The 24041-nt window shown below is 68.0% G+C and carries 23 protein-coding genes; 4 read left to right on the top strand and 19 right to left on the bottom strand.

The window, feature by feature from the left end; genetic code table 11:
* Positions 1–57 precede the first annotated feature (57 nt).
* Positions 58–1512 (bottom strand): signal recognition particle protein, encoded by a 1455-nt coding sequence (ffh, locus tag ABJK40_RS17815; RefSeq protein ID WP_348478846.1) that lies wholly within the window; start codon positions 1510–1512, stop codon positions 58–60.
* A 117-nt stretch (positions 1513–1629) separates the two neighbouring features.
* Between ffh and ABJK40_RS17810 the strand changes: the two genes are divergently transcribed.
* Positions 1630–2109 carry a pyridoxamine 5'-phosphate oxidase family protein gene (locus ABJK40_RS17810; protein WP_348478847.1) on the top strand — a complete coding sequence of 160 codons (480 nt, stop codon included), beginning with the start codon at positions 1630–1632 and terminating at the stop codon, positions 2107–2109.
* Positions 2110–2139: 30 nt separating this feature from the next.
* Here ABJK40_RS17810 and ftsY read toward each other — a convergent pair whose 3' ends face one another.
* From ftsY to rsmD, 16 genes are all read right to left on the bottom strand, one after another.
* Entirely contained in the window at positions 2140–3291 is a 1152-nt protein-coding gene (gene ftsY / locus ABJK40_RS17805) for a signal recognition particle-docking protein FtsY (RefSeq protein ID WP_348478848.1), read from the bottom strand.
* Positions 3292–3387: 96 nt separating this feature from the next.
* Positions 3388–6873, bottom strand: a complete 3486-nt coding sequence (gene smc, locus ABJK40_RS17800; RefSeq protein WP_348478849.1) for a chromosome segregation protein SMC — start codon at positions 6871–6873, stop codon at positions 3388–3390.
* A 122-nt stretch (positions 6874–6995) separates the two neighbouring features.
* Positions 6996–7841 carry a hypothetical protein gene (locus ABJK40_RS17795; protein ID WP_348478850.1) on the bottom strand — a complete coding sequence of 282 codons (846 nt, stop codon included), beginning with the start codon at positions 7839–7841 and terminating at the stop codon, positions 6996–6998.
* Positions 7838–8491, bottom strand: a complete 654-nt coding sequence (locus tag ABJK40_RS17790; RefSeq protein WP_348478851.1) for a response regulator transcription factor — start codon at positions 8489–8491, stop codon at positions 7838–7840. The genes ABJK40_RS17795 and ABJK40_RS17790 overlap by 4 nt, the downstream gene beginning before the upstream one ends.
* The gene (locus tag ABJK40_RS17785) at positions 8479–9738 is read right to left on the bottom strand and encodes a sensor histidine kinase (protein ID WP_348478852.1); all 1260 of its coding nucleotides are present in this window, start codon (positions 9736–9738) and stop codon (positions 8479–8481) included. The genes ABJK40_RS17790 and ABJK40_RS17785 overlap by 13 nt, the downstream gene beginning before the upstream one ends.
* A gap of 38 nt (positions 9739–9776) precedes the next feature.
* Complete coding sequence (locus tag ABJK40_RS17780; protein ID WP_348478853.1) at positions 9777–12326, bottom strand: FtsX-like permease family protein; 2550 nt, start codon at positions 12324–12326, stop codon at positions 9777–9779.
* 1 nt (position 12327) lies between these two features.
* Complete coding sequence (locus ABJK40_RS17775) at positions 12328–13101, bottom strand: ABC transporter ATP-binding protein (RefSeq protein WP_348478874.1); 774 nt, start codon at positions 13099–13101, stop codon at positions 12328–12330.
* A 185-nt stretch (positions 13102–13286) separates the two neighbouring features.
* A complete protein-coding gene (gene mutM, locus ABJK40_RS17770; RefSeq protein ID WP_348478854.1) occupies positions 13287–14123 on the bottom strand; it encodes a bifunctional DNA-formamidopyrimidine glycosylase/DNA-(apurinic or apyrimidinic site) lyase in 837 nt (278 codons plus the stop codon).
* A 1-nt stretch (position 14124) separates the two neighbouring features.
* A complete protein-coding gene (rnc, locus tag ABJK40_RS17765) occupies positions 14125–14829 on the bottom strand; it encodes a ribonuclease III (protein WP_348478855.1) in 705 nt (234 codons plus the stop codon).
* Between the two features lie 16 nt (positions 14830–14845).
* Positions 14846–15121: an acyl carrier protein gene (locus tag ABJK40_RS17760; RefSeq protein ID WP_348478856.1), complete on the bottom strand. Its 276-nt coding sequence runs from the start codon at positions 15119–15121 to the stop codon at positions 14846–14848.
* A 47-nt stretch (positions 15122–15168) separates the two neighbouring features.
* Positions 15169–16152, bottom strand: coding sequence for a phosphate acyltransferase PlsX (gene plsX / locus ABJK40_RS17755; RefSeq protein ID WP_348478857.1), 984 nt, complete (start codon positions 16150–16152; stop codon positions 15169–15171).
* A gap of 28 nt (positions 16153–16180) precedes the next feature.
* Complete coding sequence (gene rpmF, locus ABJK40_RS17750; protein ID WP_348478858.1) at positions 16181–16360, bottom strand: 50S ribosomal protein L32; 180 nt, start codon at positions 16358–16360, stop codon at positions 16181–16183.
* Positions 16361–16513: 153 nt separating this feature from the next.
* A complete protein-coding gene (locus ABJK40_RS17745) occupies positions 16514–17026 on the bottom strand; it encodes a YceD family protein (RefSeq protein ID WP_348478859.1) in 513 nt (170 codons plus the stop codon).
* A 176-nt stretch (positions 17027–17202) separates the two neighbouring features.
* Positions 17203–17820 carry a hypothetical protein gene (locus ABJK40_RS17740; protein WP_348478860.1) on the bottom strand — a complete coding sequence of 206 codons (618 nt, stop codon included), beginning with the start codon at positions 17818–17820 and terminating at the stop codon, positions 17203–17205.
* Positions 17821–17826: 6 nt separating this feature from the next.
* Positions 17827–18336: a pantetheine-phosphate adenylyltransferase gene (gene coaD / locus ABJK40_RS17735; RefSeq protein ID WP_348478861.1), complete on the bottom strand. Its 510-nt coding sequence runs from the start codon at positions 18334–18336 to the stop codon at positions 17827–17829.
* 11 nt (positions 18337–18347) lie between these two features.
* On the bottom strand, positions 18348–18866 hold the full coding sequence (rsmD, locus tag ABJK40_RS17730) for a 16S rRNA (guanine(966)-N(2))-methyltransferase RsmD (RefSeq protein ID WP_348478862.1): 519 nt from the start codon (positions 18864–18866) through the stop codon (positions 18348–18350).
* A 49-nt stretch (positions 18867–18915) separates the two neighbouring features.
* On the opposite strand from rsmD, the gene ABJK40_RS17725 reads away from it, so the two are divergent.
* Positions 18916–19107 carry a hypothetical protein gene (locus ABJK40_RS17725; protein ID WP_348478863.1) on the top strand — a complete coding sequence of 64 codons (192 nt, stop codon included), beginning with the start codon at positions 18916–18918 and terminating at the stop codon, positions 19105–19107.
* A gap of 38 nt (positions 19108–19145) precedes the next feature.
* Here the strand turns inward: ABJK40_RS17725 and nth are convergent, their stop codons facing one another.
* A complete protein-coding gene (gene nth / locus ABJK40_RS17720) occupies positions 19146–19793 on the bottom strand; it encodes an endonuclease III (RefSeq protein WP_348478864.1) in 648 nt (215 codons plus the stop codon).
* A gap of 102 nt (positions 19794–19895) precedes the next feature.
* Between nth and ABJK40_RS17715 the strand changes: the two genes are divergently transcribed.
* The gene (locus ABJK40_RS17715) at positions 19896–20879 is read left to right on the top strand and encodes a hypothetical protein (RefSeq protein ID WP_348478865.1); all 984 of its coding nucleotides are present in this window, start codon (positions 19896–19898) and stop codon (positions 20877–20879) included.
* A gap of 12 nt (positions 20880–20891) precedes the next feature.
* Here the strand turns inward: ABJK40_RS17715 and ABJK40_RS17710 are convergent, their stop codons facing one another.
* A complete protein-coding gene (locus ABJK40_RS17710) occupies positions 20892–22946 on the bottom strand; it encodes a prolyl oligopeptidase family serine peptidase (protein WP_348478866.1) in 2055 nt (684 codons plus the stop codon).
* 293 nt (positions 22947–23239) lie between these two features.
* Here ABJK40_RS17710 and ABJK40_RS17705 point away from each other — a divergent pair, with 293 nt between their 5' ends.
* Positions 23240–24013 (top strand): hypothetical protein, encoded by a 774-nt coding sequence (locus ABJK40_RS17705; RefSeq protein ID WP_348478867.1) that lies wholly within the window; start codon positions 23240–23242, stop codon positions 24011–24013.
* Positions 24014–24041: the final 28 nt, after the last annotated feature.

Genomic DNA, 24041 nt, shown 5'->3' with positions numbered 1-24041 from the left:
ACCTGGACGCCGAGACCCAGGCGTCAGACACGCGAAGCCGACGGATCGCGGCCGCGGTCAGCGGGACAGGCCGGGGAGGCCCGGCATGCCCGGCGTCCCCGGAAGGCCGGGGATCTCCATCCCACCATCGGCGAAGTCGAACCCGGGCGGAAGGCCCTTGGGCCGCTTCGGCCCGTTGCCGCCCTTGCCCTTCTTCCCCTTCTTCTTCTTGCCGCCGCCCATCGCTCCACCGAGGACGCCCATCTTCTTCATCATCTTCTGCATCTCGTCGAACTGCTTGACGAGACGGTTCACGTCGCCCACCTGCGTCCCCGAGCCCGCGGCGATCCGGGCCCGACGCTGACCGTTGATGACCTTCGGGAACGTGCGCTCCTCCATGGTCATCGACCGGATGATCGCCTCGATCGGCTTGAGGTCGTCGTCGTCGATGTTGGCGTTCTTGAGTTCCTTCGGGATGCCCGGCATCATCGACATCAGGGACCCGAGCGAGCCCATCTTCTTGATCTGCTGCATCTGTTCGAGGAAGTCGTCCAGCGTGAACTGGCCGTCCATCATCTTCTGTGCGGCCTGCTCGGCCTCGTGCTGCTCGAAGGCCCGCTCGGCCGTTTCGATCAGCGTGAGCATGTCGCCCATGCCCAGGATGCGGCTCGCCATGCGATCGGGGTGGAACTGCTCGAACTCGTTGATCTTCTCGCCCGTCGACGCGAACGCGATCGGTCGCCCGATCACCTCCTTCACCGACAGCGCTGCGCCGCCGCGTGCGTCGCCGTCCATCTTCGACATGATCACGCCGTCGATCTTCAGCGTCTCGTGGAACGCCTGCGCGGTCTGGACGGCGTCCTGACCGGTCATGGCATCGATCACGAGAAACGTGTAGTCGGGGTCGACGGCTCCCGAGATCAGGCGGACCTGCTCCATCATCTCGGAGTCGATCGACAGTCGACCGGCGGTGTCGACGATCAACACGTCACGCCCGAGCCGCTTGGCCTCCTGGAGACCCTGGTGCGCAGTGAGGATCGGGTCCTCCGGATCGGAGTACACGGGCACGTCGATCTGGGCGCCGAGGGTGCGCAACTGCTCGACGGCGGCAGGGCGCTGGAGGTCGGCGCCGACCAGGAGCGGCTGGCGACCCTGCGCCTTGAACCATGCAGCGAGCTTGGCCGAGTTGGTGGTCTTGCCGGATCCCTGCAGGCCGGCCATGAGGATGACGGTGGGTGGCTTCGCGGCGAACTGGATCTTGAGCGTCTCGCCGCCGAGCGCACGGGTCAGCTCGTCGTTGACGGCCTTGACCACCTGTTGGCCGGGGTCGAGCGCCTGGGACCGGGTGGCACCGATCGCGTGTTCGCGGATGCGGTTGCACAGCGAGCGGACGACGGTGACCTCGACGTCGGCTTCGAGCAGCGCCGAGCGGATCTCCTTCATCACCTCGTCGACGTCGGACTCGGTGAGGCGACCCTTGCCCTTGATCTTCTTGACGATGCCTTCGAGCCGGCCGGAGAGATTGTCGAACATACGGCTCCGAGGCTACCGGCCCTCCGGTTGACGCTCCGGGATCACCTCGTCACGATCGAGCCCACCGTCACCGGATCGGTTCGTTTGCGCGTGGTGTCACCCGGGAACCCGTGCTGGATGACAACCGATCCGTCCCGCCCGCTCCCCGAGCTGATGAAGGGAGGCACGACCCTCATGGTCGCCACGAGGAGCGCAGACGGAGAGGTCGATTCACGGCCGTTGACCGTGGCCGATGTCAGCGGGTCGACCATCCGCATCCTGATCGACACGACCGCCGACTGGGCCCGGCAGTTGACGGACGGCGACTGGACGCACGTGACGCTGTGTGACACCCGCTCGAACGATTTCGCCTCGTTGACGGGCACGTTCACCACGACCACCGACCCCGCCGAGATCGACGAACTGTGGAATCCCTTCGCCGGGGCGTACTTCGACGACGGCCGAGAATCCGTCGGGATCGCCGTGATGGACATCGCCCCCGAACGAGGTGAGTACTGGGATTCACCGTCGGGTCGGATCGGATCGCTGATCTCGCTCGTGAAGGCCAAGCTCGGCGACGGCGAGGACTCGGGCGAACACGGCGACGTGTCCGTCTGACTCTCCCTGCGACGGACTGCGGTCCGATCGTCAGCGTTCGAAGAGGGCGTTGACGAAGTCGTCGGGATCGAACGGGATCAGGTCGCCGATGGTCTCGCCGATGCCGACCAACTTCACGGGGATCCCCAGGTCGGTCTCGATCGCGAACACGATGCCGCCCTTGGCCGAGCCGTCGAGCTTGGTCAGCACCACGCCCGTGACGTCGGTGACCTCGTTGAACTCGCGGGCCTGGATCAGGCCGTTCTGACCCGTGGTGGCGTCGATCACGAGGAGCGTTTCGGTCACCTGACCTGCGCCCTTCTCCGCGACGCGGCGCACCTTCTTCAACTCCTCCATCAGGTTCGACTTGTTGTGCAGACGCCCCGCCGTGTCGGCCATGACCAGCTGCAGGTTCTTGGCCGCCGCACGCTCGACGCCGTCGAAGATCACCGAGCTCGGGTCGCCGCCCTCGGCACCCCGGACGAACTCTGCGCCCGATCGCTCGGCCCACGTGCCGAGTTGTTCGGCCGCTGCGGCACGGAAGGTGTCGCCCGCAGCGAGCAGCACGCTGCGACCCGCGATGGTCTGCTGGTTGGCGAGTTTGCCGATCGTGGTGGTCTTGCCCACGCCGTTGACGCCGACGAACATCCAGACGTTCGGTTCGTTGTCACCACGCTTCTCGAAGGTGAGGCTGCGGTCACTGCCTCGTAAGCGGCTCGCCATCTCCTCCTGGAGGGCGTCGAGCAGCGCTGCCGGTTCGGTGATCTCCTTGGCCTTGACCCGGGCGCGGAGCCCGTCGAGCAGTTCGTCGGTGATTCCCACACCCACATCGGCGCGCAGCAGCGCTTCCTCCAGGTCCTCGAAGCTCTCGTCGGTGATGCCGCTGCGGCCGAGGACGCCGGAGATCGCTCCGGCGAACGTCGAACGCGCCTTGGCGAGTCGGTCGCGCAGCGTGCCCGGTGCGGGTTCGACGTCGACGGGTGCGGGTTCGACGGTCGTCGGAGCGGTGACGGCGTCGTCGGTGGACTCCCGTTCCTCGAGGATCGTGCCACTCTTCGTGGTGGCCGGTCGGGGCACCCGCTCGGTCGGCGTCGCCGACGGTGGCAGAGCCGTTCCCCTCCGACGATTCGCGACGACCACGCCGACGCCGAACACGAAGACGAGAGCGAGCAGGACGAGCAGACCGATTTCGACGACACCCATGACCGCCGAACGCTACCGGCGAGGGCGAACACCAACCAGAACCGAATCGATCGATCCCCGGCGCCCGTGCCGATCTCGCACGACGCCTGCCGATGATCAGGCGTCGAGCGGGAGCTTGGAGGTGTCGGTTCGCTCGGTGACGACCTTGGACGAGCCGCCGGGTTGCATCGACACGCCGAGCAGACAGTCGCCCGCTTCCATGGTGCGCTTCTGGTGCGACACGACGATCAGCTGTGCGTCCTTGCGGAACTCCTGGATCAGCCCGAGGAAGCGGTGCAGGTTGACGTCGTCGAGTGCGGCCTCGACCTCGTCCATCACGTAGAACGGCGACGGACGCGAGCGGAACACGGCGAACAGGTAGGCCAGCGCGGTGAGCGAGCGTTCGCCGCCCGACAGCAACGACAGCTTCTTGACGTTCTTCCCCGACGGTTTGGCCTCGACCTCGATGCCGGTGTTCAACAGGTCGTCGGGGTGCGTCAGCTTCAGTGCACCCTTGCCGCCCGGGAAGAGCAGGCCGAACAGTTCGGTGAAGTTCGTGGCCACGTCGGCGAATGCCGAGGCGAACACGTTCTGGATCTCGGCGTCGACCGCTGCGATCACCCGGGACAGCTCACGCCGTGTGGAACGGACGTCCTCCAACTGCTCCTCGAGGAACGAGTGGCGGGTCTGCAGTTCGTTGAACTCCTCGAGGGCCAGCGGGTTGATCGGCCCGAGCAACCGCAGCTCACGCTCCAGTTCGCGGACCCGTCCGGCCGGGGACGCACCGTCGGGGATCGCGGGCATCGTGGCGGCCTCGGCAACCGCGGGTTCGATGTCGAGGTCGCGTCGCAGCGTCTCGATCGACGTCTCCAAGCGCAGCTTGGCCTCGGCCTCTTCGATCTCGGCCTTGCGGGCACGCTCACGCGTGACGTCGAGGGTCTGTTCCCTGCCGGCGCGGTCCTTGCGGAGTGCGTCGAGTTCGGTCGTGAGGCCACGGACCTCGTCGCTCTGCTTGCGACGGGTGTCGACGAGGTCGGCGTGGTGCGCTTCGACGACCACCTGGTGCTCACTCACGATCGACGCGAGACGGTCGATCGCCCGCATCGCCCGCTCGATCACGACGCGTCGGTCCTCGGCGGCAGCGCGCGCCTCCTTGTCGGCTTCGAGGCGACGTTCGGTCTCGGCGATGCGTCGTTCGAGGATCTGACGGTGCTCGATCAGGCCTGCGTTGCGGACCTCGAGGTCCTTTCGCTTCGATGCGAGCTGCGCCGCCCGCTTCTCGAACTCGGCGCGCATCTCGCCGCGTGCACGAGCGGCGTCGGCCTCGGCCCGTTCGTCGGACTCGAGCGCAGGGAGCAGCGCTTCGAGTTCGGACACCCGCTGCTGCTCGCGAGCGCTGTTCTCCTCACCCTCGGCGACGGTCCGCTCGAGGGTCTCGAGTTCGCTCTGGATCTCGCGGCGTTCGCTCTGGGACCGAGCGAGACCCTCCGACCCGGCCGTCAGCTTGTTGTCGTTCGCATCGAGGCGACGGCTGATCTCGTTCTCCGCGCTCCGCGCCTGTTTCTCCGTCGCCTCGGCCGCCGCCAGGGCGTCCGTGGCCGTTGCCAGCCGTCGTCCGGCCGATTCCGCCTGCGACGTCGCATCCTCGAGTGCTGCAGCGGTGGCTCCGGAACCGGCGGCACCGATGCGCCATCCGCTGAGTCCGAACCGGTCGCCCGATTCGGTCACGACGACGGCGTCGGGGTGGGCGATGGCGGCGTCGAGCGCCCCTTCGAGGTCGTCGATCCGGACTGCGGCCCCGAGCAGCCCGTCGAGCAGGGCGCTGACGTCGGCGTTCGCCGAGCGCGCGTGGGGTCGGACGCGGTCGCCGACGGATGGAGCGTGCCGGTCGGAGAACTGCGAGCCCAGAGCGATCACCGCGCCGCTGGTGTCGGAGCTGCGCAGCGCGTCGAGCGCCGAGCGGCCCGCCGACGGGTCGGACACGACGACGGCCGTGAGCGATTCGCCCAGCGCCGCCTCGACGGCGGGCTCCCACCCGGTGTCGATCTCGATCAGGTCGAGCAGCGTGCCCAGCACACCGTCGACGCCCTGCAGTCGTTCGGCGCCGGCCCGGGCGCGCGCCGCGTCGAGCGCCATCTCCAGGGCCTCGGCACGAGCGGTGGCCGTCGATGCTGCGTCCGAGGCGTCCGCTCGCTCCGCACGCGCCGCTTCCACGGCGGTCTCGGCCGCGGCGAGTGCATCCTCGGCCGCCGCCATCTCGTCGAACAGCGGACCCTCGACCTCACCGGCCTCCTCGCACTGGGTGCGATAGCGGGTCGTCTCCTCGTCGACGAGTTGGATCCGTTCCAGGAGTGAATCCCGCCGGCTGGTCGCGCGGCGCAGATCGCCGAGTGTCCGTTCGAGAGCGGCCTTGATCGAGCGCGCTTCGCCACGTACCTCGGCAGCGGCGCTCGCGGCCTTCGTTCCCGTCTGGTCGCTGCCGACGGCGTCGAGCATCTGTGCCCGCTGCGCCTTGAACGCCTCCTCCTCGGCGCGGAGTTCGGCTGCGGCCGGTTCGAAGGTCTCCAACTCGGCGATCACGGCCACGAGTTCGGCGGCGAATCGGGCACCGTCGGCCTCGAGGTTGGCGACCACGCCGGCATCGATCAACTGACCCCGGTCACGTTCGAGCGAACGGCGGCGTTCGACCAGCACGGCGGCCAGGCCCCGGGCACGCTCGCGCAGTTGCTCGACCTTCACGAGTCGGTCGCTGACGTCACTGGCTCCACGTGCGCTCAGTTGCGCCTCGATCGCCATGATCGAGGTGTCGAGCGCAGCCAGCGCCGTCTTGAGTTCGCGCTCGGCACCGGAGCTGTCGAGCATCACCGCCGCCAACGATTCGAGCTTCGTGCGGAGTCCGGCGATCTCGCGTCCGGCCACGTAGGTCTTCAGTTCGGTCAGTTCGACGATCAGCGATCCGTGACGTTCGGCGGCCTTGGCCTGACGTTCGAGCGGGCGGAGTTGGCGCCGCACCTCGCGGAGGAGGTCCTGGACGCGCAGCAGGTTCGCTTCGGTGGCGTCGAGGCGCCGTTCGGCCTTCTCCTTGCGCTTGCGGAACTTCAGGACGCCTGCAGCTTCTTCGATGATCGCACGACGTTCCTCGGGTCGGGCGTTGAGCACGGCGTCGATCTGGCCCTGGCTGACGATCACGTGCTGCTGGCGACCCACTCCGGCGTCGGACAGCATCTCCTGCACGTCGAGCAGGCGGCAGCCGACCCCGTTGATCAGGTACTCGGACTCCCCCGTGCGGAACAGCACCCGTGTGATCGTGACCTCGCTGAACTCCACGCCGAGCGTGCCGTCGGAGTTGTCGATGGTGATGCTCACCTCGGCACGACCGAGTGCCGGGCGCGACGCCGTGCCGGCGAAGATGACGTCGTCCATCTTCTGCGAACGCACGGCCTTGGGCGACTGCGCGCCGAGCACCCACGCCATGGCATCGACGACGTTCGACTTGCCCGAACCGTTCGGCCCGACCACGACGGTGACGCCGGGCTCCAGGACCATGGTCGTCGAATCGGCGAACGACTTGAAGCCCTTCAGGGCGAGACTCTTCAGATACACAGCGGGCCGAGCCTACTGTCGACGAGCACGTCGACCGTGGCCGCCACGTCGACAGTGCACGGTCGCAGGGCACGGGGTGCCGGTCGTGGCGATCGTGCGCCGGATCGGCCTCGCGCCGACGTTCAGAGTGCGGGCCGCACGACGATCGACCCGTTGTCCGTCGACAGTTCGATCCTGTTGCTGCTGGCGGGATCGGTGCGCACACCGCTCTCCGTGGAGCCGTTGGAGGCCCGGATGTCGACGTCGAACGCGACGTCGGTGTCGGGGACCTCCACGGCGATGCCTCCGTTGCTGGTCGATGCCGTGACCGAGTCGGGCGCCTCGTCGAAACTCAGGTCGATCCGACCGTTGTCGTTGTCGGCACGAACAACGGACGACGAGAGTCCCCTCGCGACGATCGAACCGTTGTCGTTGGAGACGCTCAGGTCACCGCCCACGTCGTCGACCTCGATCCGACCGTTGTCGTTGTCGATCTCCACGTTCCCCGTCAACCCACGCACCACGACCGTGCCGTTGCTCGCGTCGATCGTGACGAAGCGGTCGGCGGGGATCTCCACCACGTAGTCGACGGAACACCACACGGCGTTGGGACCCCGACACCTCCCCCGCAGCTCGAGCACGCCGGACGTGAGCCGCTCGGTCGTCTCGGTCGTGCCGAGGCCACGGCTGATGTCGGTACGGATCAGGACCGAGTCACCTGTTCCGGCCTGCACGGTCACCGATCCGGTGTCGCTGGCGATGTCGAGCCGCATCACGTCCGAGGCCGCATAGGTCGACGTCTCCGACGACTCCTCGTGGGCCAACAGGTTGATCACGCTGAACGCGCCCCACAGCAGCGATGCGAGAGCCAGCAGGACACCGGTCGCGCGCCACCACCGTCGCGCTCGCGGCGAGACCGTCGTGGCTAGCACGGGATCGACGCCCGCCGTGTCGGGTCGCGCCACCCGTTCGTCGGTCGTGATGCTCATTGCGTCCGTCCTTTCATCCATCGCAGCACGGCGAGCACACGGCGGTGATCGTCGGCGGCGGGCGGTAGATCGAGCTTGGAGAAGATGTTGCCGACGTGCTTCTCGACGGCCTTGTCGCTGACCACGAGGGTGCGTGCGATCGACGGATTGGTGCGTCCCTCGGCCATCAGGCCGAGCACCTCACGCTCGCGTGGGGTGAGTCGTTCGAGCGGATCGGACCGACGCGCTCGTCCCAGCAACTGGGCGACGACCTCGGGGTCGAGGACCGTTCCGCCGCCGCCGACCTGGCGAACTGCGCCGAGGAACTCCGAGATGTCGGCGATGCGATCCTTCAGCAGGTAGCCGACGCCTGCGATGTCGTCACCGAGCAACTCGGTCGCGTACCGCTCCTCCACGTACTGGGAGAGGACCAGGATGCCGGTGACCGGCCATTCGGAGCGGATGCGCAGTGCGGCGCGCAGACCGTCGTCGGTGTGGGTGGGAGGCATCCGGACGTCGACGATCGCGAGGTCCGGTCGGTGCATCGAGACCACACGGATCAGTTCGTCGGCGTCACCGACCGTGGCGACCACGTCCTCACCCGCATCGGCCAGGATGCGTGTCAGGCCGGCGCGCAGCAGCACGGAGTCCTCGGCGATCACGATCCGCACGGCAACTCCACGGAGATCGTGGTCGGACCACCCCGGGGGCTGATGACGTGCATCGTCCCGTCGAGTCCGGCCACCCGGTCCCGGAGTCCCTGCAGTCCGGTGCCGAGCGACGTGTCGGCTCCTCCGTGCCCGTCGTCGCGGATCTCGACGACCAGTCGATCGCTGGTCTGTGCGATCGACACGGTCGCCCGGGTGGCGCCACTGTGACGGGCGACGTTGGTCAGCGCCTCGCTCACCACGAAGTACGCGGCACTCTCCACTGCAGGCGGGGGACGCCAGACGATCTGCACGTCGAGTTCGACGGGGACGGGTGAGCGGGCGACGACAGCGGAGAGAGCCGCATCGATGCCGCGATCGGCGAGGATCACCGGGTGGATGCCGCGGACGAGGTCTCGGATCTCCGCGAGGGCCGCCTTGGCCTCCGTGTGTGCGGCGTCGACCATGCGTCGACCGACCTCGGGGTCGTCGTCGAGCTTCTCGCGTGCCGCACCGAGGTTGGCGGCGAGCGCGACCAGGCGTTGCTGCGCGCCGTCGTGGAGATCGCGTTCGATGCGACGCCGTTCCGACTCGGCGGAGTCGACCGCCGCCGCACGACTGGTCTCGAGCTTGCTCACCTGGAGGGAGGTGCGCTCCTTCGCCGTCGGCCCGAGCAGTGCGGTCGCCACGATCCACTCGAGTCTCGACACCGCGATCGTCACCCATGGAGCGACGATCACCGAACCGAACAGGCCGAGCGCGGCGAGCGCCCACGTCTCGGCGCCCCCGGCGGTCGCCTCGAAGAAGAAGAACTTCGCACTGTCACCGGGCAGGGACCCGGCGACCGCGGGCAGCAGCACCAAGGCGATCGATCCGCTCCAGATCGCGAACACGACGACGTAGCCGACCGTGCCGAGCGGGAGCGATGCGAGGCAGTACCCGAACTCGCGCCACCGAGCACCGTTGCGCAGTCGCTCCATCAGTCGCCTCCACCACGCGCCGGCGGTCAAGGCCGGCACGGCATCCGGGATCGGATCGAGGAACGACCCGACCCGCTGGCGTTCGATCCGAGCCATTCCCCTCACCACCATCGCCGTCACCCAGACGACCGGGATCGCCAGCGGGAAGACCGGGAAGAGGCTGACCGAGACGGCGGACATCGTCACCGCCGTGACGAAGGCGACGATGCCGGCGGGCAGACCCGTCGCGACGAACGCCGCCGAACGGGCCAGTTGTCCGGGACGTCTCCACGGTTCGAGCAGGTTCACCATGGTCTCTCCAACCTACGTTCCCGAGCATCCGTCACGGATCAATCCGTCGCGATCGCGTCGAGGATGTCCAGGCGGGCGGCCCGGCGAGCTGGTCGCCACGCCGCAATGACGCCGGCGAGTGCTGCGAGCACGACGACGATCGCGAGTGACGTCACGGGAAGGGCGAACACGCCGAACCCCTCGTCCTCCGCGAGTGCCCGCATCAGACCCCAACCGAGGAAGGTGCCCACGCCGACACCGCCGAGCGTGCCGAACACCGCGACGATGACCGATTCCCATCGCACGGTGGAACGGACCTGGGCACGTGTCTGACCGACCGCTCTGAGCAGGCCGAGTTCCCGGGTGCGCTCGTGGATCGACAGCGACAGCGTGTTCGCGATGCCCATGAGAGCGATCAGGATCGCGAGAGCGAGCATGCCGTACACGAAGAACAACATCTGGTCGACCTCGGAGCCGACCGTGTCGATGTACTCCGACCTGGTCTGCACCTCGGGTGCGCCGTAGTCGGCTCCGACCTGCTCGACCAGCGCCCGTCCGTCCTCTTCCGAGATCCCGTCGGCGAGGTCGACCAGGACGACGACGTCGCCGACCTGGGCGGCGTGATCGGCCCAGTCCTCGGGCGTCAACAGCATGTCGCCGACGTTCGTCGTCGTCGCATAGGTCGCGCCGATCGTGAGCGATTCGGTCTCTCCGTCGGCGAACGACACGTCGATCGCCTCTCCCGTCGCCAACGCACGGTCGTCGGCCCAGGATTCGCTCACGGCGATCCGACCGGGCGTCACGTCGGCGAGCGATCCGTCGACGACGCCGAGGTCGAGCACGCGTCCGAGGCGTGCCGGATCCGCGACCGTCGGATCGAGGTCCACACCGTCGGCCACGACCAGGGCCTCACCGAAACCGACGGCCGTCGTGATCTCGGGCAGGTCGTCGAGACGGCCTGCGAGGTCCGCACTGATGCCCGGCCCGCCGAAGTTGTCGGTGACGACCACGAGGTCACCACCGAAATCCTGGTTCACCGTCTGCTCGATCGTCGCCTTGATCGACGCTCCGAAAGTGGTGAAGAGCACCACGATCGCGGTGCCGACCATCAGCGCCGATGCGCTCCCCGACGTCCGGCGCGGGTCGCGCATCGCGTTGCGGCGAGCGAGGTGCCCGGTCTGGCCGCGGAGCAGTGCGGGAACCGAACCGATCGTCCACGCCGCCGGACTCGACACCGCAGGGCCGATCGCCACCGCTCCGACGAGCACGAGGAACGCTCCCACCCCGGCCGTCACCAGTGCGGAGTCGGTCGACGTCGCGAGCGCGACCACGGCGCTGCCCGCAACGATCGAAACGACGGCGAACCCGGCTCGTACCAGCGACACCCTCGCCGAACCCGTGGCCGACTCACGAAGGGCAGCGAGCGGCGCAACCCGTGATGCCCGGACCGCCGGGAGGATGCTCGCCACCAGCGTGGCGACGATCCCCACCGCCGCTGCGGACATCACGGTCGACGGGGCCACGACGACTCCCTGCACGTTCAGGTCGAGGCCGGCGCTCGCAAGCAGGGCGACGAACCCCCGGGCGAGACCGAACCCGGCGAGCAGACCGATCCCGGAGGCGACCGCACCGATGACCATCGCCTCGGCGACCACCGACGCGAGCACCTGGCGACGCGATGCGCCGATCGCTCGGAGCAACGCCGATTCACGGGTGCGCTGGGCGATGAGGATCGAGAAGGTGTTGTGGATGCTGAAGGCGGCGACGATCAGCGCGATCGCGGCGAAGACGACCATGATCGTGCGGAACAGGCCGAGGAAGTCGCTCTCGATCCCGGCGACCATGTCGTCGGTCAGTTCCGCACCCGTCAGCGCTTCCGCGCCCGGAGGAAGCGCTCTCGCCACCGTCGCTCGGAGTTCGTCCTGGCTCACCCCTTCCTCCGCTGCGAGCCGGAACGACGACACCTCTTCGGACGTGTCGAGCAACGTCTCGATCGACGCCGTGGTGAACGCCGCATACGTCGTCGGTCCGAGGCTGTCGGCACCTCCGAACGTTGCGACGCCGACGACGGTCACCGGAACGGGTCCCGGGATTTCGACGACGCTGCGATCACCGATACCCAGATCGCCCGTCTCGGCCGACGCACGGTCGATGACCACTTCGTACGGTTCGTCCGCCGCGACATCGCGTGGCGCGCGACCTTCGGCCAATGACCACGGGTTCACCGGTGAATCCCCGATCCAGTTCGTGGCCGTCGTCGGTGGGCCGCCACCACCGATTCCTTCGCCGTCGGACCCGGTGATCTGACCGGACCCCTCGATCACCGGTACCACCGTGGCGACCCCTTCGAGCGTTGCGAGATCGGTGGCGAGCCGAGCGGGAAGACGCCCTCGTTGCGCTGCGTCGTCGAAGCCGATCTCGGTGTCGTTGCGCACGATCACGTCGGTCCCGGCATTGGCTTCACCGAACAGACCGTCGAAGCCCCGGGTCAAGGTGTCGCCGACCGACAGTGCGGCGGCGAGGAACGCAACGCCGATGACGACGGCGCTGGACGTGGCGAGGAGCCGACGCTTGTGGCTCCACAGGCCCTTGAGGATCGTGTTCCACATGTCAGGCTCCGAGCGCCTTGATGCGGTCGAGGACGCGCTCGGGGGTCGGGGCGTCCATCGAGTCGACGATCCTGCCGTCGGCGAGGAAGAGCACCGTGTCGGCGTAGGCCGCCGACACCGGATCGTGGGTGACCATCGCGATCGTCTGCGCGAAGCGGTCGACCGCATAGCGCATGAAGCCGAGGATCTCGGCTCCGGTGTTGCTGTCGAGGTTGCCCGTGGGTTCGTCGGCGAACACCATCTCCGGATGGTTGGCGAGTGCGCGGGCGACGGCGACACGCTGCTGCTGGCCGCCCGACAGTTCACTCGGACGATGTTTCAGTCGCTGGGACAGACCGACGGTCGCGATCACGGTGTCCAGCCACTCTCGGTCGGGTCGGACACCCGCCAGGTCCATCGGCAGCGTGATGTTCTCCAGCGTGTTCAGGGCCGGGAGCAGGTTGAACGACTGGAACACGAAGCCGATCCGCTCTCGACGCAAGCGCGTGAGCTCTGCGTCGGAGAGCGCGCCGAGTTCGACGTCGCCGACGAACACCGTCCCTTCGGTCAGGGTGTCCAGCCCGGCGAGGCAGTGCATCAGCGTGCTCTTGCCCGATCCCGACGGTCCCATGATCGCCGTGAACCGGCCGGCCACCAGGCCCACGTCGACGGCGTCGAGCGCGAGCACCTGCGTGTCGCCGCGTCCGTACCGCTTCGTCGCGCTCTGCGTGCGAGCCGCGAAGTGGACCGGCGTCGACACCGGTGTCGGCGGAGACTCCGGCGGCAGGAGGGGCATGGATTCGGTGATCTGCATGTGCTCCACGTTGACGATCGGCGGCGCAGCACGGAACCGAGTCCGCACGTGTCCGAGTGGTGGGGTGTCCCCCACCAGCGAGCGTGGGCGTTCCGGACGCGCCACCGAGCGAAGCGAGACGTGGAGCGCTCACGAGGGAGCGGAGGCCTCGCCGGGTGCGTGGGTCCTCAGCGTTGGCAGAACGGGCAGTAGTGCGTGCTGCGCCCACCGCTCACGATGCGCCGGATCCAACCCCGACCGCACGTGGTGCACCGCTCCCCTGTTCGGGCATACACGCGGTGGTCGTCCTGGTAGGAGCCGCCCTCGCCCATCAGGTCGACGTACTGCGCGTCGCCGAGGGTGGACCCGCCCGCGTCGATCGATGCCGTGAGGATGTCGACGATCGCCGCGTGGAGTCGCCAGGTGGCTGCTGCGTCGATCGTGTTGGCAGGCCGATCGGGGCGGAGGCGGGCGCGGTGCAGTGTCTCGTCGGCGTAGATGTTCCCGATCCCGGCGATCACGGTCTGGTCGAGCAGCAGCGGCTTCAACGCCCGTCCCGTGGATCGCACGATGCGACGCAGCTGCTGGCGTGGGAACTCGTCCGCGATCGGGTCGACCCCGAGTGCGGCCACGCTCGGCAGTTCCACCTCGATGCGGTCCGGTGTGTACACCACCACCTCGCCGAACGTGCGCGGGTCGACGAACCAGGCCTCGCGACCGTCGTCGAGATGCATCACGACATGGGTGTGCGGCGGACGCGCGGCACCGCCGTCGGCGAGCAACACCTGGCCACTCATCCGGAGGTGGATCATCATCGCGTCCCCGCTGTCCAGAGGGAGCAGCAGGTACTTGCCGCGGCGGTCCGCGGCGACGACGGTCGTGTTCGTCAGACCGTCGATCAACGCCTCACGCGACGTGCGACGGACCACCCGCTCACGGCCGACCTCCACACGGGTGATGCGACGCCCGACCAGGTGGCGCTCGAGTCCTCGACGGACGGTCTCGACCTCGGGGAGTTCGGGCACGTCAGCCCAACGCGTCGCACGCGGTGGCTGCCGCCGCCTGTTCGGCGGCCTTCTTCGTTCCGCCGGTTCCGACACCGACCGAACGCCCGCCGACCGCCACGTCGGCGGTGAACACCTGCGCGTGGGGCGGCCCCGACGACGTGACGGTGTACGTCGGCCACTCGAGCCCCAGCCGGTCGCAGAGGTACTGCAGTGTCGACTTGTGATCGAGTTGGACGACGTCGCCGGCGGTCGCATCGAGGTGCGGTGCGACGAATCGTTCCACGACCTCGAACGCCGCATCTGCGCCGCCGTCGAGGTAGACCGCGGCGAGGACCGCTTCGAAGGCGTCGGACAGCAGTGACGGCTTGCGGTCCCCACCCGACATCGCCTCGCTGCGTCCCAGGCGGAGGAACTCGCCGAGGCCGATGCCGCCCGCGATCTGCGCGAGTGCCGGTTCGCTCACCACGCTCTTGCGCAGATCGGTCAGCTTGCCTTCGGGAACGTCGGCGAAGCGCCGGAACGAGATGTCGGCGACCGCCCAGCCGAGCACGGCATCGCCCAGGAACTCCAGGCGTTCGTTGCTCGCCACGCCCCCGTGCTCGCCGCACCACGACCGGTGCCGCAACGCTCGATCCAGGAGTTCGATGTCGGCGAACCGGTATCCGAGGCGGCGTTCGAGTTCGTCCAGGTCCGCGACCTGATCGATGGGATCGGGTGGTGCCACGAGACGGCCGGTGGGATCAGTTGTTCGCGTTCTCGAAGACGTAGTCGACGGCGTCGCGCACGGTCTTGAGGTCTTCGAGGTCCTCGTCCTCGATGCGGAAGTCGCCGGCCTTCTCCCCCACCTGCTCCTCGAGCGCTTCGACGAGTTCGATCAGTGCGAGCGAGTCGGCGTCGAGGTCGTCGACGAACGACTGGCCTTCGGAGATGGTGTCGGGCTCGATCTCGAGGATGTCCGAGAGGCTGTCGCGCACGATCCGCAGGATCTCGTCACGTTCGATCTTGTTCGCTGACATCCGGCGAGACTACCGCTTGGCCGACGACGGCCACCGGTGATCGGAGCTCAGTCGCGGGTGGCAGCGATCGCAGTGGTGATCTCGTCCGTGATCCGGTGCTCGACCATGTCGCGTGCGACTCCGATGCCGTTGCGCATCGCGTCGGCGCTCGACGAGCCGTGGCTGATGATGCACACACCGTCGACTCCCAGCAGGATCGCCCCGCCGTAGGTGTCGGGGCTGAGCGACGTGTAGAGCGGCAGCAGCGCCGGCATGAGTGCGTCGGCGTGTTCCTTGTACTCGGGAGCGTCGAACGCTTCGAGCAGCGCCGAGATGACGGTCTTCATCCCGCCTTCGAGGGTCTTGAGCACCACGTTGCCGGTGAACCCGTCGGTGACGCACACGTCGATCTCGTCGGTCATGATGTCGCGCCCCTCGACGTTGCCGACGAAGTCGATTCCCGGCGTGGCAGCGAGCAGTTCGTTCGTCTCCTTGCGCAGCGAGTCGCCCTTCGTCGACTCCTCACCGATCGACAGCAGACCGACCCGGGGGTTGGCGATGTCGAACCGGTGGCGGGCGAAGATCGAACCCATCTGAGCGAACTGGACCAGCCAGTCGGCCTGCACCTCGGCGTTCGCTCCGGCATCGAGCAACACCGTCGGTGTCGAGCCCGGAACCGGGATCGGCGTCGCGATCGCCGGACGCTTCACACCCTTGATCCTCCCCATCCGCAGCAGAGCGGCGGCCATGGTCGCTCCGGTGTTGCCGGCGGAGATCATCGCGCTGGCCTTGCCGTCACGAACGGCTTCGGCGGCGCGCACGAGCGTGGAGTCCTTCTTCTTGCGCACGCCGGCGGCGGGGTCGTCGTGCATCCCGATGACTTCGCTCGCCTCGATCAAGTCGAGCGTGCCGCCTGGGCCGTCACGGCCGGCCAGGTCGGCGGGGCCGACGAGGACGACGGGAATGCCGTCGGCGACGGCAGCGTGCGCGCCGGCAAGGTTGGGGGATGGCGCATGATCGCCACCCATGGCGTCGATGGCGACGGGCAACATGTGTGACAGACGCGTCGGAGGACGCAGGTCAGCTGACGTCGATGGCGTACCGGTCGCGGTACCAGCCACAGGCGCCGCAGACAGCGTGCGGGGTCTTGGCGGCGCTGCACTTCGGGCACACACTGCGGGCCGGAGCCTTCAGCTGCCACGCGCTGGCACGGCGGCTGCGGGTCTTCATCTTGGAGGTCTTCTTCTTCGGGACAGCCATCGTTCGCTCTCGTTCTCTCTGTATCGACCGCCGGCGTCACGCAGTGGGCGTGTCGGCTCAGGTCATTGGTCGGTCGTCAGGGCCGCATCACGATATCGGGCCGTCGTGTCGCTCCAACCCGGGTCGGCTGGGGTCTGGCCCCATCCGACCTCGTCAGTCGTCGAGGACGAGCCCGTCGAGAGCGGCCCACCGGTGGTCCTTCACCTCGTTGTCGCACTCGCACGTCGCCGAGTTCCGGTCGATTCCGCACTGAGGACACAGGCCGGCACAGTCGGCACGACACAGCCGTTCGTCGTCGAGTTCGAGGAGGGCGGCCTGGCGGGCGGACGCGGCGAGGTCCAGTTGGTGGTCGAGGATCGGGTACGCGTCCTCGTCGATGACCTCGACCTGGTACAGCTCGTCGACGTCGGCGACGGCCACGCCGGACAGGTCGCGCAGGCAACGGCGACACGGGGACGCCCACGGCGCACGAACTTCACCGCGCACGACGATCCCGTCGTTCATCACGGTCAACACCACGTCGACGTCGATGTCGCCCGCGAGCGCTTCGTGCACCACGTCGAGGTCCGCACCGCTCACCGTCGCGTCGACCGGTCTGGTCACTCCGGGCTGGCGCAGCAGTTCGACGGCGTTGACCCGCAGGTCCCGAATGCCCTTCGTCTCCATCACTCCAAGCTACGACCACACCCGAACGCGCCAACCTCTGTTGTTTCGTCCGGGAGCGAACAACAGAGGTTCGGCGGACGCGGAGGCGTCGACGTGAGCGAGGCCCGGTTCCAGGACGGGGTCATCCTCACGTCATATCGGAACGCAGCGGGACGACGATGCCGACCCGGTACCGGTCAGGCTTCCTGGTCGAAGAAGCCGTGGTGATCGTCGTCCTCGGGGATCGACGCAGCGACCTCCCCGCCGCCGATCGACAGGCGCTGACGACCGGCGTGGACGGTCTTGCCGAGCTTGTCCAGGAGGATCTCGAACGACCCCAACCGCTGGTCGAGGAAGTCCTCGGTCTCGTGCTTGAGTCGACGCGAATCGGCCTCGGCGGTCTCCATGACCTGTCGGGCACGCTGCTCCGCGGCACGCACCACCTCGGTGCGCTGCACCATCCGTTCGGCGCGGACCCGTGCGGCTTCGAGGAGTTCGTCGGCCTCGCGGCGGGTCTTCGCGACGAATTCCTGACGCTCCTTGAGCATCCACCGCGCCTGACGAAGTTCGTCGGGCAGTCGGTTCAGCGACTCCTCCAACAACTCGATGATCTCGTCACGGTCGATGCGCGGCGACGACGACAGCGGCATGGTGGGTGCCGTGGCGACGATGTCGATCGCACGGCGCAACAGCGTCTCGGCGTCGCCGACGTAATTGCTGCCGGCCCCCATCTGGGAGTAGTCGTCGTCGTCGACCACGTCGTCGTAGTCGTGGCCCCGGTCGTCGTGGCGGTGATCGTGTGGTTCGTAGGTCATCGATGCTCAGTTCTGCTCACGGCTCGCCGCCCTGCGGCTCAGTGCCTCGCCCACCGCGGCAGGGACGAGGTGGCCGACCTCGCCACCGTAGTCAGCGATCTCGCGCACGAAACGGCTACTCACGAATCCGAGCTCAGGACGGCACGGAAGATACACGGTGCGGACGTCGGCCACCGATCGGTTCATCTGCGCCATCTGCTGCTCGATCTCGAAGTCGCCGGGCGTGCGCAGCCCCTTCACGATGAAGTCTGCGCCGACCGCAGCCGCAGCCTGGATCGCGAGGCCCGTGTGCTTCTCGATCGACACGCCGTCCAGATGCGCCGTGGCGGCCGTCGCCATGTCGACGCGTGCGTCGACGTCGAACATTCCCGAGGGCTTGGCGAAGTTGTACATCACGGCGACCACGACGTCTCCGAACAGTTCGCTCGCCTGCTCGATCACGTCGAGGTGGCCGAGATGGAGCGGGTCGAAGCTGCCGGGGTACATCACCCGTGCGCGTGCGGAGGGACCGGACATCGGTGATGACGTTAGTTGGCGCTGCGCACGAGGAAGCTCACCCACGCACGTCCGTATCGTTTCGACCGGGTCACCGTCCATCCGTCACGCTCACCGAGCGACCGGCCCGACTCGGCCACCACGAAGTCGGCGCGGATGTTGGCGAGCAACTGGTCCCATCCGTCGAAGTCGTAGGGCGGATCGGCGAACACGATGTCGACGTCGAGCGTCACCGCTGCCTGCATCGCATCGGATCGCATGACCCGGCTCCGGTCGCCCAGGTCGAGGGTGTCCACGTTCTCCTCCAGCGCTTGCAGCGCCTGCCGGTCGCGTTCGACGAACGTGCAGTGCGCCGCCCCACGGGAGATCGCCTCGATGCCCACCGCACCGGTTCCGGCGTAGAGGTCGGCCACCAGCGCACCCTCGAGGACTCCGGCCGAGCCGAGCGCGTTGAACACCGCCTCGCGCACGCGGTCGGTCGTGGGCCTGGTCGACGTGCCGTCGGGCGACACCAGCTTGCGACCGCCGAGTTCTCCTGCCACCACGCGCATCGGGCGCACTGTACGGCCGGCTTCGACACATTCGGGCCACACTGGGCCGATGTTCGCTCCCCCGCCGCAGATCACGTGCATCGACTGCGGAGGTCGTTGCTTCCTGCTCACGCACGCCCGCGAGGACGGCTCGTGGGAGGCCGGTGACGCAGTCGCCTATCGCTGCGAGGACTGTCTGGACCGGTGGGATCTCGTGCTCGAGGACGACGACATCGACAACGACGGCCGCCCCGACTGGTGACGCGACCGACGATGCGGTGACGACACGGCCGCTGATCGTCAGCGTCCGGATTCGAGCGCGATGCGCTTCTTCGTCGCCGCCCAGCCGCAGATCGGGCAGGTGCTCAGATCGTGACGCTTCGCCGGGCAGTGCTCACGACCGAAGTAGATGATCTGGAGGTGTCGGTCGCTCCACGTCGACCTCGGGAACACGGCCTTCAGATCGCGCTCGGTGCGCTCCACGTTCGAGCCGTCGGACAGCCCCCAACGGGCAGCGAGACGGTGGATGTGGGTGTCGACGGCGAATGCCGGCACGCCGAACACTCCACCCATCACCACCGACGCCGTCTTGTGACCGACGCCGGCGAGCGACTCGAGGAAGTCCCAGTCGCCGATCACCTCTCCCCCGGCGTCGACGATCTGATTCGCCATGGTCCACAGGTTCTTCGCCTTGGTCGGTGCGAGCCCGACGGTGCGGATGTGTCCGAGGATCTCGTCCGGGTCGAGCTCCGCCATCTTCTCGGGAGTCGGGGCCACCGCGAACAGAGCGGGCGTGACCTCGTTGACCTTCTTGTCCGTCGTCTGGGCGGAGAGCGCGACGGCCACCAGCAACTGATACGGGCTGGCGTGGTCGAGTGGCACGGGTGGGTCCGGGTACAACTCGTCGAGGATCCGACCGATCCGGTCTGCCTTGTCCTGTCGACGCATCCGGCGAACCTACCTGCCGCGAGCCGGGTCGCCAGGCGGTCGCTCGGCGGTCGGCGCCCATCGGTTCACGGCCGGTTCACGCTCGGCCTCGATGATGGCAGCATGATCCCGTCACGTGCCCTCATCGTCAGTCTCGCAGTCGCCGCCACGGCCACCGTGTCCGCAGTGGCGATCCAACAGTCGGTGTCCGCCGACGTGTCCTCCGGTGATCGACCGGTCCTGATCCAGATCACGCCGTGCCGCCTCGCGGACTCGCGTCCTGCGACCGCCGTGGGACCCCAGGTGGGGAAGATCGGCGCCGGCCAGACCGTCACCTACGACACCGCCGAGGCCACGACCGATTGTGCGGGCCTCATCCCGAGCGACGCCGTCGGCCTCTCGACCAACGTCACGGCGCTCGGAGCAACGGAGTTGTCGTTCCTGACGTTCTGGCCGAGCGGCGCCCGACCGGACTCCTCGTCGTTGAACCCGGCACCCGGAGAGCCACCGACACCCAACGGTGTCGCCACGGGCGTGGACGGTGGAGAGTTCAACGTCTACAACAACCTCGGCGAGACCCACGTCGTGATCGACATCAACGGCTACTACGTGAACCACGACCACGACGACCGCTACGCCAGCGGTCCTTCGACCGCCGGGACGTTCAGCGTCGGTGCCGCCGCCTTCGACGCCTGGGAGTCCGCCTTCGGTTGGAACAAGAGCCTCGACAACGGGAACGGCAACGGGGGTGCCTGGATCACCTCCAACGTCCACGGGGGCGGCGTGATCCCCGGTCTCGCGGCGCCGGTCCAGTTGCCGGACGGAGCGACGATCACCGCGGTGACCGGCTATTTCACCGACGACGCCCCGGCCACTTCGCTGACGATGCAGCTGCGATGCGAGGAGCTCGACGGTGACGTGAAGATCGTGGCGAACGGGAACTCGACCGCAGCACCGTCGAGCGGACAGGACCAACTCGCCATCACCACGGCGAACGCAACCGTGGACAACTCGGTGTGCAGTTACTTCTTCATGGCCGAGTCGGGATCGTGGGCTAGCGTCACCGACGACCTGAAGATCCGAGGCGTGTCGATCACCACGATCTGAGCGACAGCTCGGTCAGTCCAGCCCGAGCCGTTCCCGCAGGAACGTGAAGATCAGTGCCTGCATCGTCGCCTGTTGGGCAGCGTCGGCGGCGCCACCGTGGCCGCCCTCGACGTTCTCCCAGTAGGTGACGTCCTTCCCGGCCGCTTCGAGGCGTGCCGCCATCTTGCGGGCGTGACCGGGGTGCACTCGGTCGTCACGGGTGGAGGTCGTGAGCAGGATCGGCGGGTACTCGGCCTCGGGATCGACCAGGTGGTACGGCGAGTAGCCCCGGAGGTACTCCCAGTCGGCGGGTTCGTCGGGGTCGCCGTACTCGGCCATCCACGATGCACCGGCCAGCAGCAGGTGGTAGCGCTCCATGTCGAGCAGCGGCACCTGGCACACCACGGCGCCGAACAGCTCGGGCGTCCGCACGTACATGTTCCCCACGAGGAGGCCTCCGTTGCTTCCCCCGGAGATGCCCAGGTGATCCGGCGACGTGATGCCCCGGGCGATCAGAGCCCGGGCGACCGCTTCGAAGTCCTCGTACACACGAGGGCGGTTCTCACGCAGACCCGCACGGTGCCAGGCGGGGCCGAACTCACCGCCGCCTCGGATGTTGGCCAAGGCGTAGACGCCACCGTCGCCCATCCAGGAGCGGCCGATGACGGCGGAGTATGCCGCGAGTCGCGGCACCTCGAAGCCTCCGTAGCCGGTGAGCAGTGTCGGGCGTGACCCGTCGGTGGCTGCGAGTGCCTGGTGCGTCCCCACGACGAAGTACGGGACGCGGGTGCCGTCAGCGCTCGTGGCGAAGTGCTGCTCGATCGCCATCGCGTCGGCATCGAAGCGGATCGGTGCCTGGCGCAGCAGTTCGGGCGCATCGGCGTCGCCGACCGACATCACGAAGAGTGTGTCCGGTGTGAGGAAGTCGCTGCCGCTGATCCACACGTCGTTCGACTCCACGGAGTCGACGGCACTGACCGACACGGTCCACACGTCCGGCGCCCCCTCCAGCGGCGCCACCGTCCACTCGCCGTCGACCTCGACCGGCGGTGTCGCGACGTGGATCGAGTTGCGGACGTCGTCCATCACGTTGAGCACGACGAAGTGGCGCGTGCAGGAGTACCCCGCGAGGGCCGAGGTGTCCGTCGGTGTGAACAGCGTCGTCAGCGGCGACGTTCCGGCCAGGAAGCCGTCGATGTCGGCCACGAGCAACGACCCGGACGGGAGGGTGTCCTCGCCGTGAGTGAACTCCGACCGAGGCGACACGAAGATCCAACGTTCGTGGAACCCGACCTCGGCGTCGTCGGGGACGTCGACCTCGACCGGGCGGCCGTCGCGCGTGATCGACGTCCGCGTGGTGAAGAAGTCGGGCGCCCGTTCGAACACGTGGTGCTCGAATCCGGCGACCTTCGACACCGACACGCCCACGGCCACGTCCGACTCGTCGCCTTCGAACACGATCTCTGATTCCGCGATCGGCGTCCCACGCGTCCATCGCCGCACGGTGCGTGGGTACCCGGAGCGGGTGAGGCTGCCGGCGCCGAAGTCGCTGGTCACGTACACCGTGTCGTCGTCGATCCAGGTCAACGACCCCTTGGCAACGGGCCGAACGAACCCGCCCTCGGACTCCGGAACGAACCGCTTGTCGACCAGATCGAACTCGCGTGTGACCGACGAGTCGGAGCCGCCGGGGGACAACTCGATCAGCGCCCGACGCCGGTCCGGGCGGCGGGTGGACGACCCGTGGAACACCCACGACTCCCTCTCCTCTTCGCACAGCGCATCGACGTCGAGGATCGTCTCCCACACCGGATTTCCTGCCCGGTAGTCCGCCCACGTCGTGCGCCGCAGCAGGCCGCGTCGATGTGCGGCGTCGGTCCAGAAGTTGTGGACCATGTCGCCGTGTCGAGAGGGGTAGGCGATGCGATCGTCGGCCTCGAGCACGTCGAGCGTGGACACCCGGACGCGTTCGAACACGGGGTCGAGGAACAGCGTCGACTCCGCTCGTTCGTTGCGCGCTCGCACCCAGGCCAGTGCCTCGTCGCCGAGGACGTCTTCGAGCCACAGGAAGTCATCGGTGTCGGTCACCTCGCCGACGGTACCGATGCCGGCGAGCCATTGCCCCGTCGCCGAATGCGGAGCGACGCATCGAGCCAATGTGCAATCGTGAACGCATGAAACTCCGCTCACTGGCCATCGGCCTCTCACTACTCACGGCCGGCACCGTCGTCGGCGTCTCGACCCAACAGTAAGCTTCTGCGGACATCTCCACCGGAGACAGACCGGTCCTGGTGCCGATCGAACCGTGCCGACTCGTCGACACCCGACCCGGATCGAGCACCGTGGGGCCGAGGTCGTCGCCTCTCGGAACTGCTGACACCATGACGGTGCGGGCCCAGGAGCCCGGTACCAGATGTACCGGCAAGGTCCCCGTCGGTGCCATTTCGCTCTCACTCAACGTCACGACCGTCGGCGCCACCTCGCAGAGCTTCCTCACCATCTGGGCCGGTGGTACGCGACCCGACGCGTCCAGCCTGAACCCCAGCCCGGGCGCACCGCCCACCCCCAACGCCGTCACCGTCGACCTCTCCGTCGACCAGACGTTCGACATCTACAACGATCTCGGCAACGTCAATGTCGTCGTCGACATCAACGGCTACTACGAGAACCACGCCCACGACGACCGCTACTACACCGAGGGCGAATCCGATCACCGCTTCGTCCGGCAGGCCTCGACGATCGATCTCGCACCTTCGTCGTTCCACCCTGTCGACAACGGGTGGGACCTCGGCGCGTTCGACATCGCACGGGTCTTCACGATCGCTGGACGCCGGTGCGCCGTGGCGCCGATCGACGTCTCCGCGGGAACGATCGTCACCGCGGTCGCTGTGAACTACCAGAACTTCGCAGCGTCGACCACGCTTCAGGTGCGGGTCCTCGAAGCCGAACTGCTCGACGACCGACCGATCGGCGGCCGGATCATCTCCGACGCGACCGTCGTGCTGCCGAGCTTCGCCTCCGACCTGACGGTCGGGCTCGCCACGGCCGCAGCCACCGACCCGACCGGAGCGGGCGATGCGGTCGTCCACCACGTCGAGATGTGCACGACGAACGACCGGGTCGCCGTGCACGCAGTGCAACTGACGACCACGTGACCTCGCAGGCATCTCTGGCCGACCGGTT

The sequence above is a fragment of the Ilumatobacter sp. genome (assembly GCF_039969435.1).
Lineage (GTDB): Bacteria > Actinomycetota > Acidimicrobiia > Acidimicrobiales > Ilumatobacteraceae > Ilumatobacter_A.
This window is presented reverse-complemented; position numbering and strand designations above follow the sequence as displayed.